Raw genomic sequence first — 13,877 nt, 5'->3', positions numbered from 1 at the left:
ATGACCACTTCCGTCTCCGACCAGCCCTCCGCCACTGACGATCACACCCGGCCGGCCCCGGCGGCCACCCCCGACGACCCCGTCGGCCAGGACGTCCTGGACGTCCCCAAGGGCGCCTCGCTCGCCCTGCTGCGGTCGCTGCTGGCCCCCGCCCGGGGCCGGGTCTGGCTGACCGTGGTGGTCCTGCTGCTCCAGCAAGCGGCCGTACAGGCCGGCCCGTTGCTGGTCGCCTATGCCATCGACCGGTGTGTGCCGGCCGTCCGCCGCCATGACCACGGCCCGCTGATCGCCGTGGGCACCGCCTATCTGCTCTGCGCCCTGGCCTCCGGCCTGCTGATGCACGCCTACATCCAGATCTCCGCCCGGGTGGGCCAGAACGCCCTGCTGGACCTGCGCGGCCGGATCTTCCGGCACGCCCAGACGCTGAGCGTGGACTTCCATGAGCGCTACACCTCGGGCCGGCTGATCTCCCGGGCCACCACCGACATCGAGTCCCTGCGCGAGCTGCTCAACGACGGTCTGCAGGAACTCATGGGCATCATCGCCTCGTTGGCCCTGGTCTCGGTCACCCTGCTGTGGCTGGACTGGGAGATGGGAGTGGTGGCGCTGCTGTCCTTCACCCCGCTGTGGCTGCTGGTCCGCTGGTACGGGCGCCGCTCTCTGGTGGTCCACCGCGACAAGTCCACCGCCATCGCCGCGGTGATCGTGAAGTTCACCGAGACCATGAACGGCATCCGCCCGGTACAGGCGTTCCGGCGGGAACGGGTCAACGACGCGGACTTCGACCGGCTCAACGCCCGTCACCAGCAGACCAACCGGGCGGCCATGGTGGCCATGGGCCAGTATGTGATGGCCTCCCGGCTGGTCTGCAATATCTCGCTGGCCGGGATTGTGGTGTGGGGCGCCTACCGGGTGGCGGACGGGGAACTGGGCCTGGGCGTGCTGGCCGCCGCGGTGCTGTATCTGCGCCGCCTCTACGACCCGGTGGACCAGCTGGGGATGTTCCTCAACTCCTACCAGTCCGCGGCCGCTTCCCTGGAGAAGATCGCCGGCCTGCTGGCCCAGCGCCCCTCGGTTCCGGAGCCCGCCGCGCCCCGGCCGCTGCCGCGGCGCCCCGCCGAGCAGCCGGGGCGTGAAGTGGCCTTCCAGGGCGTGAGTTTCGCCTATCGCACCGGCGGCGAGGTGCTGCCCCGCTTCGACCTCACCCTGCCCGCCGGGCAGACGGTGGCCGTGGTGGGTTCCACCGGGGCGGGCAAGTCCACCCTGGCCAAGCTGCTGGCCCGGTTCTACGACCCCAGCGAGGGCGAGGTCCTGCTGGACGGGGTGCCGCTGCGCGAGCTGTCCGGTCCGGAACTGCGCCGCGGGGTGGTGATGGTCACCCAGGAGGCGTTCCTGTTCTCCGGCACCATCGCCGACAACATCGCCATCGGCCGTCCCGACGCCACCCGGGCGGATATCGAGCAGGCGGCCAAGGCGATCGGCGCCCATGACTTCATCACCGCCATGCCGGACGGCTATGACACCGACGTCCGCAAGCGCGGCGGCCGCATCTCGGCGGGCCAGCGCCAACTGGTCTCCTTCGCCCGGGCGTTGCTGGCCGACCCGGCCGTGCTGATCCTGGACGAGGCCACCTCCTCGCTGGACATCCCCGGTGAACGGGCCGTCCAGCGCGCCATGCACACAGTGCTGCGCGGCCGTACCGCCGTGATCATCGCGCACCGGCTGTCCACGGTGGAGATCGCCGACCGGGTGCTGGTGATGTCCCGGGGCCGGATCGTCGAGGACGGCACCCCGGCCGAACTGATCGCGGGCACCGGGCGGTTCTCCGAGCTGCACCGGGCCTGGCGGGAGAGCCTGGTCTAGCGGGCACCCGGCCCAGAAGTGAAGGAGCAAAAGGAAAGGCAAGGAGTTCACCCACTCCTTGCCACTCTCAACATATAGCGCATGGGGGGCCTTGCGGCAAGGCCCCGGTGGTAGCGCAGAATCGTCGGCCGAGGCCAGGACCTGCGGGTTTACCACATGGGGGACTTGATGATCGACGTAATCGTGGCCGGCGGCGGACCGACCGGTCTGATGCTGGCCGCCGAGTTGCGGCTGCATGGTGTGCGGGTGGTGGTGCTGGAGAAGGAGGCGGAGCCGGTCACCTTTGTCCGGGCGCTCGGCCTGCATGCGCGCAGCATCGAGCTGCTGGACCAGCGCGGCCTGCTGGAGCGGTTCCTCGCGCAGGGCAAGAAGTACCCGGTCGGTGGCTTCTTCGCCGCCATCAGCAAGCCGTCGCCCGCCGGGCTGGACACCGCGCACGGGTATGTCCTGGGCATCCCGCAGCCCGTCACCGACCGCCTGCTCGCCGAGCGGGCCGCCGAGCTCGGCACCGAGGTCCGGCGCGGCTGCGCCCTGGTCGGGCTGAGCCAGGACGATCAAGGGGTGACCGCAGAGCTGTCGGACGGCACGCGGCTGCGCTCGCGCTACCTCGTCGGCTGTGACGGGGGCCGCAGCACGGTGCGCAAGCTGCTCGGCGTCGGCTTCCCCGGCGAGCCCACCAGGACCGAGACGCTGCTGGGCGAGATGGAGGTGACCGCACCGCCGGAGACCATAGCCACCGCGATGGCCGAGGTCCGCAAGACGCAGTTGCGGTTCGGCATCGGGCCCCTCGGGGACGGCGGATACCGCGTCGTGGTACCCGCCGAGGGGCTGGCCGAGGACCGCACGGTCCCGCCGACGCTGGAGGAGTTCAAGCAGCAGCTGCGGGCGGTCGCGGGCACCGACTTCGGCGTGCACTCACCGCGCCGGCTCTCCCGCTTCGGCGACGCCACCCGGCAGGCCGAGCGCTACCGGGTGGGCCGGGTGCTGCTGGCCGGCGACGCGGCCCATATCCACCCGCCGACCGGCGGCCAGGGCCTCAACCTCGGCCTGCAGGACGCGTTCAACCTCGGCTGGAAACTGGCCGCCGAGATCAACGGCTGGGCCCCGGACGGGCTGCTGGACAGCTACCACGCCGAACGGCACCCGGTGGCCGCCGAGGTGCTGGACAACACCCGCGCCCAGATGGAGCTGATGTCCACCGAGCCGGGTGCCCGGGCGGTGCGCCGGCTGGTGTCGGAGCTGGCGGACTTCGAGGAGGTCAACCGGTACCTGACCGAGAAGATCCTCGCGATTGCGATCCGCTATGACTTCGGCAAGGGCCATGAGCTGCTCGGCAGCCGGCTGCGGGACGTAAAGCTGAAGCGGGGCCGCCTCTATGAGCTGATGCGCGGCGGCCGGGGGCTGCTGCTCGACCAGACCGGCCGGCTCTCGGTGGCGGGCTGGGCGGACCGGGTCGACCACATCGTGGACGTCAGCGAGGAACTGGACGTGCCGGCGGTGCTGTTGCGGCCGGACGGGCATGTGGTGTGGGCCGGCGAGGACCAGGAGGATCTGCTCGGCCACTTGCCCAAGTGGTTTGGCGTCGCTGCCGACTGAGCGGACTTTGCATGTGCGGGGTGCGTTGCATGTGCGGGCCGTCCGCGGCTGGTCGCGCCCACGCGGCGGAGCCGCAGGACATGGGCGACCCGCGCCCCTGACGGGGCGACCCACCCGGCCCCCGGACGCCACGGCGATTTCGGGCCTAAAGCCGGTGCGGATGCCGCCGGTCGATCCGCACCGGCGCACCGCTTCCCCGGGCGCGGTATGCCGGTGGGCCGGAGCCGCCGCCGGGACGGGACCGCAGCCAACGGTCCTGGTCCCGTGCCGGGTTCCACGACTCCACAGCCGGCGGCAGCGGCCGGCCGTGGCGGCCCGGCCCGGGCGGGGATGCCCGCCGCACGCGGCTCGCGCATCCGCCGCACCAGCCCATTTCCCGCCTTCGCCACCGGAGGCGGTGGTCTAGCTTTCCTACCGGCACCGCCAACTCGCCCACCCACAGGCGCAGTTACCATCCGGCAACCGGAAGGGGAACCAGTGAACCATCGGACAAGACGCCGTCTGCCCGGAGCGGCCCTGGCCGTGGGCCTGGCGGCCGCGCTGCTGGCCGGCGGTACGGCCGCCCCGGCGGCCGCCGCACCCCGGGCGTCCATCGCCTCCTGCCCGCGGCAGGCCCGGACCACTGTGTTCCACCGGGGCGGCATACCGCTGCTGGACTGGCGGGAGAACCTGGAGTTCGACGGCCGGGGCACGCTCTGGGTCTCGCACAGCGGCAAGCACCGGGTGGAGGGCTACGCCCCCGACGGATCCCTGCGCACCAGCTTTCCGGTGGACGGGCCGGGCGCCATCCGGCGCGGCCCGGACGGGATGATGTACGTCAACTTCGGGGTGTATCCGCTGGCTTCGGACGGCGGTGTGCTGCGCTTCGACCCGACGGCCGCCGTCCCCCGTCCGCAGCGGGTCTTCCACCACACCCCCGGTATCAACGGCCTGGCCATCGACGCCCAGGGCAACTTCTACCTCAGCCGGGAACTGGCCACCGGCATCCTCAAGGTGCGCCCGGACGGCACCCGGGACGAGCGCTGGACCCGGGCAGCCGACGTCTTCGGCACCAACGGCCTGGAGATCGTGGGCGACCAGCTGTACGCCAGCGTCATCACCAGCACTTCCTCCCCGGTGGTGCGGGTCCCCCTGGACGACCCGGCGCACCACACCACCGTGGCCGAGCTCAGCCCCAACCCGCTGGACCTCAAGCTGCTGGACGATCTGACGGCCGTGGACGACGGCGCCCTGGTCGTCGTCTCCTTCCGGGCCGGCGAGCTGATCCGGGTGGAACCGGCCACCGGCCGCTCCTGTGTGCTGGTGTCCGGGCTGCATATGCCCACCAGCGTCCGGGTGGCCCATGGCTTCGGGGAGCACGACCGGCAGCACGCCCTGTTCGTCACCGAGGCATCCGGCCGGATCGTGCGGGTGGTGCCCGGCCGCTGAGGCGCCCGTCCCGGCCTCGACGCGCGCGATCGGCGCGGACCTGCTGTGCTGGAGGACGGGGGGCGTGGTCTCGCATCCCGGAGTGATCCAGATGAGCAGCAGCTACCGAGTCGCGCAGGTGGGCGCCGTGGGGGCGCCCCTGGAGATCGTCGAGCGGGACCTGGCCGGGCCCGGGCCCGGCCGGGTACGGGTGACCGTGGAGGCCTGCGGGATCTGTCACAGCGACGCCCTCTTCGTCAATGCCCTGCTGCCCGGGGTGCGCTTCCCGCTGGTGCCCGGCCATGAGATCGCCGGGCGGGTGGCGGAGCTGGGGGAGAACACCCCGGGCGACTGGCGGGTGGGCGACCGGGTGGCGGTGGGCTGGTTCGGCGGCAGCTGTGGCCACTGTCCCTCCTGCCGGCGGGGCGACTTCATCGTCTGCGAGAACCTCAAGGTCCCGGGCTGGGCCTATGACGGCGGTTTCGCCGAGTCGGTGATCGTGCCCGCCGATGCGCTGGCCCGGATCCCCGACGCCCTGCCGGCCGCCGATGCCGCGCCCATGGCCTGCGCCGGGGTGACCACCTACAACGGGCTGCGGCGCAGCTCGGCCCGGCCGGGCGACCTGGTGGCGGTGCTGGGCCTGGGCGGCCTGGGCCACCTGGGCGTGCGGTACGCGGCCGCGATGGGCTTTGAGACGGTGGCCATCGCCCGTGGCGCGGAAAAGTCCGCGTTCGCCCAGGAGTTGGGCGCCCATCACTACCTCGACAGCACCTCGGGCACTCCGGTCGCCGAGGCCCTGCAGGCGCTGGGCGGCGCCCAGGTGGTGCTGGCCACCGCCGCCAGCTCGTCCGCCATCGCCTCCACCGTGGACGGGCTGCGCCCCCGGGGCGAGCTGGTGGTCATCGGGGCGGATGTCGAACCGCTGGGCATCAGCCCCAACCAGCTGCTGATGGGCGGCACGGTGATCCGTGGCCATCCCTCCGGCGCCGCCCAGGACGTCGAGGACACCATGGCCTTCAGCGCCCTGCGGGGCATCCGTCCGATGATCGAGACAGTGCCGCTGGACGAGGCCGACGCCGCGTACCAGCGGATGCTGTCCGGCTCCGCCCGCTTCCGGATGGTGCTCACCATGAGCTGACCGGGGCGCCCCATAAGGGGCACGGGGCTGCGGTGTCCTGCGGCTCCGCCGCGTGGGCGCGACCAGCCACGCACAGCCCGCACCTGAAACCCCACGGGGCATGGGAGGTGCCGGCTGCCTCACAAGCAGCAGCCGCACCCGGCGAGGGCGCGGCACCCGAGCCCGGCCCGCCCTCAGGCCCCCACCGCACCGTCAATGGCCTCGCGCAGCAGATCCGCATGCCCGTTGTGCCGGGCGTACTCATGGATCAGGTGCAGCATCACCAGCCGCAGAGACACCTCCTTGTCCCAGCGCGGCTGATAACCGGTCACCTCCAGGGACTCGGCCGCCTCCTCGATCCGCCGGGCGTGCGCGATCTCGTGCTCCCAGGCGGCGAACACCTCGGCCCTGGTGGAGGTGGTGGCGTCGAAGGCCTCCTGGAAGTCGCCCGTCTCCGACCAGACCCAGGGCACCTCCTCCTTGTTGATCACCCGGCGGAACCAGGCCCGTTCCACTTCGGCCATATGACGCACCAGCCCCAGCAGTGACAGCCCGGAGGGCGGGCCGGCCTTGCGGCGCAGCTGCTCGTCGGAGAGCCCCTCGCACTTCATGGCGAGCGTGGCGCGGTGGAAGTCCAGGAAGCCGCGCAGGGTTTCGCGTTCTCCGCCGGTCAACGGCGGGGCTATACGTTCAACGGCCACTGCCTCAAAGCCTTTCTCGACGCCGGTGGTGCGGGACGGCGCGATGCTATCCGCGCCCGCTATGCGGACACAGGTCTTTGGCCAACGGACATTTTCCGGCCAAGTTGCGGATTCGCTCCTGACATGTCCATGAGACCGGTGGACACTCTGCACCACAACCGACGTCGGACCCCCCACACCCCCCATCCCCCCACACCCCCACCCCCTCACATCGGCCTTGGCCCGCATCCCCCTGCGCGGCCACCGCAGAAGGAGTCAGTGTGAGACCCACCTCCCGGCGCTCCCCCAGCCGTCAACGCGCCGTAGCCGGCAGTGCCTTGGTGGCGGTCACCGCCCTGCTCGCCGTGGGCGTGCAGAGTGCGGCCGCCAACTCCGGTACGGAGCAGGCGAAACGGTCCGCCCCCCAGCAGCGCATAGCCAAGGCGGACCCCGGCGCCCAGCCCGCCAAGCTGTCCCCCTCACAGCGCGCGGAGCTGATCCGCCAGGCCAACGCGACCAAGGCGAAGACCGCCAGGGACCTGGGGCTGAGCTCCAGGGAACAGCTGGTGGTCAAGGACACCGTCAAGGACAACAACGGTACGGTGCACACCCGTTATGAGCGCACCTACGACGGTCTGCCGGTGCTCGGCGGCGACCTGGTCGTGGACGCCGCCAGGAACGGCACCGTCAAGAGCGTGGCCAAGGCCACCAAGGCGCGGCTGGCCGTCGCCTCCACCACCCCGTCCTTCTCCGCCGCCAGGGCCGAGCGGGATGCGGTCGCCTCCGCCCGGTCGCACGGCGCCAAGGCCCGGAAGGCCGACAAGGCCCCGCGCAAGGTGATCTGGGCGGCCAAGGGCACTCCGGTGCTGGCGTACGAGACCGTGGTCGGCGGGCTGCAGGACGATGGAACGCCCAACCAGCTGCATGTCATCACCGACGCCAGGACCGGGAAGAAGCTCTTCGAGTACCAGGGCATCGAGACCGCCACCGGCAACACCCAGTACAGCGGCCAGGTCAACCTGGAATCCACGCAGTCCGGCGGCCAGTTCACACTCACCGACGGCACCCGCGGCGGCCACAAGACCTACAACCTGGCGCATGGCACGAACGGCACCGGCTCGCTGTTCACCAACTCCACCGACGTCTGGGGCGACGGCACCGTCAACGACCCGTCCACGGCCGGCGCGGACGCGGCCTATGGCGCCCAGCTGACCTGGGACTACTACAAGACCGTGCACGGCCGCAGCGGCATCCGCGGCGACGGCGTGGGCGCGTACAGCAGGACCCACTACGGCACCGGCTATGTCAACGCCTTCTGGGACGACACCTGCTTCTGCATGACCTATGGCGATGGCCAGGGCGACGCCAAGCCGCTGACCTCCATCGATGTGGCGGCGCATGAGATGACCCATGGCGTCACCGCGGCCACCGCCAACCTCAACTACAGCGGTGAGTCCGGCGGTCTCAACGAGGCGACCTCCGACATCATGTCCACCGCGGTCAAGTTCTGGGCGCACAACCCCCAGGACCCCGGCGACTACCGCATCGGCGCCAAGATCGACATCAATGGCGACGGCACCCCGCTGCGTTATATGGACAAGCCCAGCAAGGACGGCGCGTCCAAGGACAGTTGGGACTCGGGCCTGGGCGGCATCGATGTGCACTACTCCTCCGGGCCGGCCAACCACTGGTTCTACCTGGCCTCCGAGGGCAGTGGCCCCAAGGACATCAACGGCGTCCACTACGACAGCCCCACCTACGACGGCCAGCCGGTCACCGGCATCGGCCGGGACAACGCGGCCAAGATCTGGTTCAAGGCGCTGACCGAGCGGATGCGGTCCAACACCGACTACGCGGGCGCGCGGGACGCCACCCTGTGGGCGGCCGGTGAGCTGTTCGGCGTCGGCAGCGACACCTACAACAACGCGGCCAACGCCTGGGCCGCCATCAACGTCGGCAGCCGGGCCACCACCGGGATCGCCCTCGCCAGCCCCGGCGACCAGACCAGCGTGGTCAACACGGCCGTCTCCGTCCAGCTCAACGCCACCGGGGCCACCGGTGCGGTCAGCTACTCGGCCACCGGACTGCCCGCGGGCCTGTCCATCGGCTCCTCGACCGGCCTGATCTCCGGAACTCCGACCACCACCGGCACCAGCGATGTCACGGTGACGGCCAAGGACGCGACCGGGAAGAGCAGTTCGGCCTCCTTCAAGTGGACCGTCAACACCGACGGCGGCGGCAGCGTCTTCGAGAACGGCAGCCGGCTGGACATCCCGGACGCCGGTGCGGCCGTCACCTCACCGATCACGGTGACCCGGTCCGGCAACGGCGCCAAGGCCCTCAAGGTGGATGTGGCCATCAAGCACACCTACCGCGGTGACCTGGTGATCGACCTGGTGGCGCCGAACGGCAAGACCTGGCGGCTGAAGAACTCCGACTCCTGGGACTCGGCCGCGGACGTCAACGCCACCTACACCGTGGACGCCTCCGCGGTGAGCGCCAAGGGCACCTGGAAGCTCAAGGTGCAGGATGTGTACGCCGGTGACTCCGGCTACCTCACCAAGTGGCGGCTCACCTTCTGATACCGGCTGAGCCCTGTGAACCAGGCGCCGTCCGGGGTGAGTTCCACTCCCCCGGGCGGCGCCGCACCATATCCCCCAACCGGCGAAATGCACCATTCATCCGCTATTACCAAACCCACAGCACCACTTGACGTAATATTTATGTAACTTGTGCATCGCCAGCCCCACTTTTCACACTCAGACGCACGCGAGTTCGATCAAACTGACCCGGTCGGTCGCGGTCTTCGACCGATGAGTCAGCAGATCAGGAGTTCGTGTGCGCACGTCCCGAATAGCCCGCTCCGGTGCCCGCCGGCCGGCCGTCGCCACCGGCGCGGCCGCCATCGCGGCGGCCCTGCTCGCCGGCGGCTTCAGCGCCGTCCCCGCGCAGGCAGACACCGGAACCGACGACCCGGCCAAGGCCCTGCACCTGGGCCCCAAGGAGAAGCTGATTCCGCAGGGCACCATCACGGCGCCCGACGGCACCGTGCACGCCCGCTATGAGCGCACCTATGACGGACTGCCGGTCATCGGCGGCGATCTGGTCGTCCAGCAGACCAAGGACGGCAAGGTCGAGGACGTCGACAAGGCCACCGAGGCCACCATCAAGGTGCCCACCACCAAGGCGAAGGTGACGCCGCCGGCCGCGCGCCGCTCCGCCGAGTCGCTGGCCCCCGCCGCACAGGGCGGCGGCAGCCCGGTCGTGCAGGACCGCGCCCCGCGCAAGGTGATCTGGGCCGCGGACGGCAAGCCGGTCCTCGCCTATGAGACCGTCATCGGCGGCACCCAGCCCGGCGGCGCCCCCAGCGAACTGCATGTGGTCACCGACGCCACCACCGGCAAGAAGCTCGCCGACTGGCAGGCCGTGGAGACCGGCGAGGGCAACAGCATGTACAACGGCCGGGTCAAGGTGGGCTCGGTCAAGATCGGCGGCCAGTGGGTGCTGCGCGACCAGGCCCGCGGCAATATGCAGGTCTTCAACATGCGCGGCGGCCTCGCCGAGGACGGCGCCCCCGCCTTCCGGAACGCCAAGGACGTCTGGGGCAACGGCAAGTCCACCATGGCGCAGACCGCCGCCGTGGATGCCGAGTACGGCGCCGCCGTGGCCTGGGACTTCTACAAGAAGGTCCTGCACCGCAATGGCATCAAGGGCGACGGCAAGGCGCCCAAGCTGTATGTGCACTACGACACCAACCAGGCCAACGCCTTCTGGCTGGACAGCTGCTTCTGTATGCACTACGGCGACGGGCTGGACAACAAGACCCCCGTCACCTCGCTGGACATCGCCGCCCATGAGATGACGCATGGCGTCACCTCCGCCACCGCCAAGCTGCGCTACACCCAGTCGGAGAGCGGCGGCCTCAACGAGGCGACCTCCGACATCCTGGGCACCGCCGTGGAGTTCTACGCCAAGAACCCCAAGAACCCGGGCAACTACCTGATCGGCGAGCAGGTCAACCTGCTGGGCAATGGCCAGCCGCTGCGCTATATGGACCGCCCCAGCCGGGACGCCGAGGCCAACCGCGCCGAGGGCTGGCCCCCGTCGGCCGACTACTGGAAGCCCGGCATCGGCAGTGAGGACATGCACTTCACCTCCGGCATCGGCAACCACTTCTTCTATCTGCTGTCCGAGGGCAGCGGAAAGAAGACCATCAACGGCGTCCACTACGACAGCCCCACCTATGACCACAAGCCGGTCGCCGGCATCGGCCGGGACGCCGCGGTGAAGATCTGGTACAAGGCGCTCACCGAGCACATGACCTCCACCACCGACTACCACGGCGCCCGCAGCGCGACCCTCAAGGCGGCGCGGGATCTGTACGGCACCAAGAGCACGCAGTACAAGGCCGTTCAGCACGCCTGGGACGCGGTGAACGTCAAGTAGCCGGGCGAGCGGAGGGGCTTGGCCCCTCCGCCACCACCGGCCTGAGGAGGCCCGGCGGCACGTCCCACTCCAGCCCGCCCCGTAGGGGCCGCAGTTGGAACAGGCCGCCTTCCTTGGCCATGACGATGCCGACACGATCGGTCCTGGTGTCCATGGCCAAGGCACCGACTTCCGGCGTAGTGGGTTCAGCGGCTGGCATGGAGACCTCCTTGTCGCAGCGGGCTTTGGATGACTCAGGACGGTACGGCCGGCAGAGGCGGCTTCCACTCCGCGCTTCTTCCTGCTTCTTGATCAGCTGGTGCCGCTTCGGACCGCTTCTCCCGCCGCTTCGCTGGAGTTCTGCTGCTCCGCCGGTCACCCCACTACGCTCCGAGCAGGATCGGTGACACCAACCGGAGGGGGCCGGTATGAAGCTCACGTTCATCGGCAGCACATCCGACGACGGTCAGTGCCCAACGCTGTATGAGACGGAGACCGGCGACATCGTCGTCCAAGGCCATGCACTCACCGATCAGGAGGCTCTCGCCCAGCTGCGCCACGTTCTTCCCGGCGAGACCTTCGTCGTCGTCCCCCGCGCCCTGCTGACTCGCTTCTCGCCCAAGGAGTAGACCTTGCCCGAGCTGCTCAACAGTGGCGAGATCGACCGGTTCTTCCGCGTGGGATTCGAGCACACCGCCTGGCGTCTGGAGCCCCGCCGGGCCTACCAGGTCGACTACGAGAGCGAGCCCTACCAGCGGTTCCTCCGTGGTGAGGACCCCGCCCGGGATCCCGATCGCCCCTGGCTGGCCAATATGCGCAAGCAGACCTCCCTGGGCAAGCGCGTCGAGCGCGTCCGCCTCATCGACGATCCGCCGACGGCCTACCAGCGTTACGGCCTGACGGGCGTACCCGCCGCCCTGGAGGCCGGCGAGGACGTCCGCTACCTGCCTCGTTCTCGCGCCGGTCAACTCGGGCTTCCCCTGGAGGACTTCTGGCTCTTCGACAGCCGGTACGCCGCCCGCTTCCACTACGAGGGCGACCGCGCCATCGGGCTGGAGGTCGTCGAAGACCCCGTCCGGGTCCTCGCGTACTGCCAGATCCGTGATGCGGCCTGGCACTACGCCGTCCCCTACGCACGGATCGGCGAGCTTGTACCGTCCGGTGTGTGAGCACCGACTTCCAGCGCGCCAGAGAGGCCCTCGGTGCGCGGCTGCGCGAGCTGCGTACCGAGGCCGGACTCACTCAACGGCAGTTGGCTCAGGCCGTTGGCTGGGCGCACTCCAAGATCTCGAAGCTGGAGACGGGCCGGCAGACGGCGACAGCCACCGACCTCACCGTCTGGTGTCAGGCAGCGGGATTCCCCGAGGCCGCAGTGGAGTTGAAGGCCGGTCTGCGACGCCTTGAGACCCAGTACCGCTCCTGGCGGCGGCAACTCGCCAGCGGTCACAAGGGCATTCAGGAGGCGCTCCTCGCTCAGGAACAGCGCACCAAGAGCATCCGCGTCTATGAGACGTCCGTGGTGCCCGGCATCCTCCAGACCCCGGACTACGCTCGCCACCTCTTCACTCATGGCGCGCGCCTCCACCGGTCTCCCCGGGATGTGGAGGACGCGGTGCGAGCACGCATGCGCCGTCAGGAAGTCCTGTACCAGCGAGGCCGGAAGTACCAGGTCATCGTCTGGGAGGCCGTGCTCCACGCCGGCGTCGGCGGTGCCGCCGTCATGCGCGGTCAGCTCGACCGGCTGGCCGGTGTGGTGGGCCTGGACACCGTTTCCTTCGGCATCGTGCCCTTCTCGGCCGTGCTGGATCTGACGCCCAAGCACGGGTTCTGGATTCATGACGACCGGCGCGTCACCGTGGAGACGGTCAACGCCGAGATGGAGCTCAAAGACCCGCTGGATGTGGACCTCTATCTACGTCTTTGGGAGCACTATGAGCAACTCGCGGTCCACGGCCCGGCGGCTCACCGGATCATTGCCCGGGCCCGGGCCGCGGTGGACGCCTGAACGGCAAAAGGCGGCCTACTGAAGCCGCGGGACAATCGTGCCCAGCGGTGTGGGAGCGGCCTCCGTGAGGCGGCTCCAGCGCCGCAGGGTCTCCTGGTGGGAGCCGGTCACCGTGGCGCCGGCGACAGCCCGGGCGTGCTCCGGGGTACGCGGTGTTCCGCCACGGGTCAGCAGTGCCAGCGGCCATGCGGGGCCCTCGGAGGTCCGGGTGCCGTCGAACGCGTACCAGTCCCATGGGCCGTCGAACCGCCAGGCCCGCCCCGCGGCGTCCGCGACCTCGTCTCCCGGGTGCAGGAAGGCGTAGGGCCTGAACAGCAGGTCGAAGGTGAACGGTGTGCCGTCTCCGGGGTGTATCTCATAGCCGGTGCCATTGACATGGCTGTCCGCCGGGACCTCGCGGTAGGAGCGGCCCCGGGGAAGCACCGCGACGGCCAGGTGCGGGCGGGGCAGCCAGCCCGTTTCCGGTGGAGGGTCGAAGTGGCCGACGGCGGTCACATGGACCACCGTCGGCGGTATGCCGACGCGGCATGGACCGCCGGGCGACAGGTGCTCCGGCGGCGGCTCGGTGCGGAACAGTTCTTCCTCGTCCCAGGCATGAGTGCGCGCATCGATCCCCAGCCCCACGATGCCGTTCCAGTGGAAGAACTCGCTGTCGGGGTCGGGCCGCCACCACGGCCAACGCAGCAACAGCGAATCCCACTTCAGGTCCACCACTCGCGTGCCGGTGAACTGACAGGCGAGGGACAGCACATCGCCGACCCGGAACGCCAGATGATCCGTCATC

11 protein-coding genes are annotated in these 13,877 nt (G+C 70.2%); 9 read left to right on the top strand and 2 right to left on the bottom strand.

Annotation, left to right across the window (positions count from 1 at the left end; translation table 11 throughout):
- The 4 genes from ACIHFE_RS07130 (at window position 1) to ACIHFE_RS07115 (ending at window position 6,004) form a co-directional block, all read left to right on the top strand.
- The gene (locus ACIHFE_RS07130) at window positions 1–1,863 is read left to right on the top strand and encodes an ABC transporter ATP-binding protein (RefSeq protein ID WP_400104797.1); all 1,863 of its coding nucleotides are present in this window, start codon (window positions 1–3) and stop codon (window positions 1,861–1,863) included.
- 168 nt (window positions 1,864–2,031) lie between these two features.
- Window positions 2,032–3,459, top strand: a complete 1,428-nt coding sequence (gene rox, locus ACIHFE_RS07125; RefSeq protein ID WP_400104796.1) for a rifampin monooxygenase — start codon at window positions 2,032–2,034, stop codon at window positions 3,457–3,459.
- A gap of 477 nt (window positions 3,460–3,936) precedes the next feature.
- Entirely contained in the window at window positions 3,937–4,887 is a 951-nt protein-coding gene (locus ACIHFE_RS07120; protein ID WP_400104795.1) for an SMP-30/gluconolactonase/LRE family protein, read from the top strand.
- A 91-nt stretch (window positions 4,888–4,978) separates the two neighbouring features.
- Complete coding sequence (locus ACIHFE_RS07115; RefSeq protein WP_400104794.1) at window positions 4,979–6,004, top strand: alcohol dehydrogenase catalytic domain-containing protein; 1,026 nt, start codon at window positions 4,979–4,981, stop codon at window positions 6,002–6,004.
- Between the two features lie 173 nt (window positions 6,005–6,177).
- On the opposite strand, the gene ACIHFE_RS07110 is transcribed toward ACIHFE_RS07115, so the two are convergent.
- Window positions 6,178–6,684, bottom strand: coding sequence for a DinB family protein (locus ACIHFE_RS07110; RefSeq protein ID WP_400104793.1), 507 nt, complete (start codon window positions 6,682–6,684; stop codon window positions 6,178–6,180).
- Window positions 6,685–6,944: 260 nt separating this feature from the next.
- Between ACIHFE_RS07110 and ACIHFE_RS07105 the strand changes: the two genes are divergently transcribed.
- The 5 genes from ACIHFE_RS07105 to ACIHFE_RS07085 all read left to right on the top strand — a co-directional run bounded on the left by ACIHFE_RS07105 (window position 6,945) and on the right by ACIHFE_RS07085 (window position 13,093).
- Window positions 6,945–9,245 carry a M4 family metallopeptidase gene (locus tag ACIHFE_RS07105; RefSeq protein WP_400104792.1) on the top strand — a complete coding sequence of 767 codons (2,301 nt, stop codon included), beginning with the start codon at window positions 6,945–6,947 and terminating at the stop codon, window positions 9,243–9,245.
- Between the two features lie 256 nt (window positions 9,246–9,501).
- Window positions 9,502–11,109 carry a M4 family metallopeptidase gene (locus ACIHFE_RS07100; RefSeq protein ID WP_400104791.1) on the top strand — a complete coding sequence of 536 codons (1,608 nt, stop codon included), beginning with the start codon at window positions 9,502–9,504 and terminating at the stop codon, window positions 11,107–11,109.
- Between the two features lie 407 nt (window positions 11,110–11,516).
- Window positions 11,517–11,717: a hypothetical protein gene (locus ACIHFE_RS07095; RefSeq protein ID WP_400104790.1), complete on the top strand. Its 201-nt coding sequence runs from the start codon at window positions 11,517–11,519 to the stop codon at window positions 11,715–11,717.
- 3 nt (window positions 11,718–11,720) lie between these two features.
- Window positions 11,721–12,257 (top strand): DUF6879 family protein, encoded by a 537-nt coding sequence (locus tag ACIHFE_RS07090; protein WP_400104789.1) that lies wholly within the window; start codon window positions 11,721–11,723, stop codon window positions 12,255–12,257.
- Window positions 12,254–13,093 carry a helix-turn-helix domain-containing protein gene (locus ACIHFE_RS07085; RefSeq protein WP_400104788.1) on the top strand — a complete coding sequence of 280 codons (840 nt, stop codon included), beginning with the start codon at window positions 12,254–12,256 and terminating at the stop codon, window positions 13,091–13,093. Before ACIHFE_RS07090 ends, ACIHFE_RS07085 begins: the two co-directional genes overlap by 4 nt.
- Before the next feature lie 15 nt (window positions 13,094–13,108).
- On the opposite strand, the gene ACIHFE_RS07080 is transcribed toward ACIHFE_RS07085, so the two are convergent.
- On the bottom strand, window positions 13,109–13,876 hold the full coding sequence (locus ACIHFE_RS07080) for a hypothetical protein (protein ID WP_400104787.1): 768 nt from the start codon (window positions 13,874–13,876) through the stop codon (window positions 13,109–13,111).
- Window position 13,877 lies beyond the last annotated feature (1 nt).

The organism is Streptomyces sp. NPDC052396 (assembly GCF_044593195.1).
Lineage (GTDB): Bacteria > Actinomycetota > Actinomycetes > Streptomycetales > Streptomycetaceae > Streptomyces.
The sequence above is the reverse complement of the archived record's forward strand: the minus strand, read 5'-3'. Positions and strand labels throughout refer to the sequence as shown.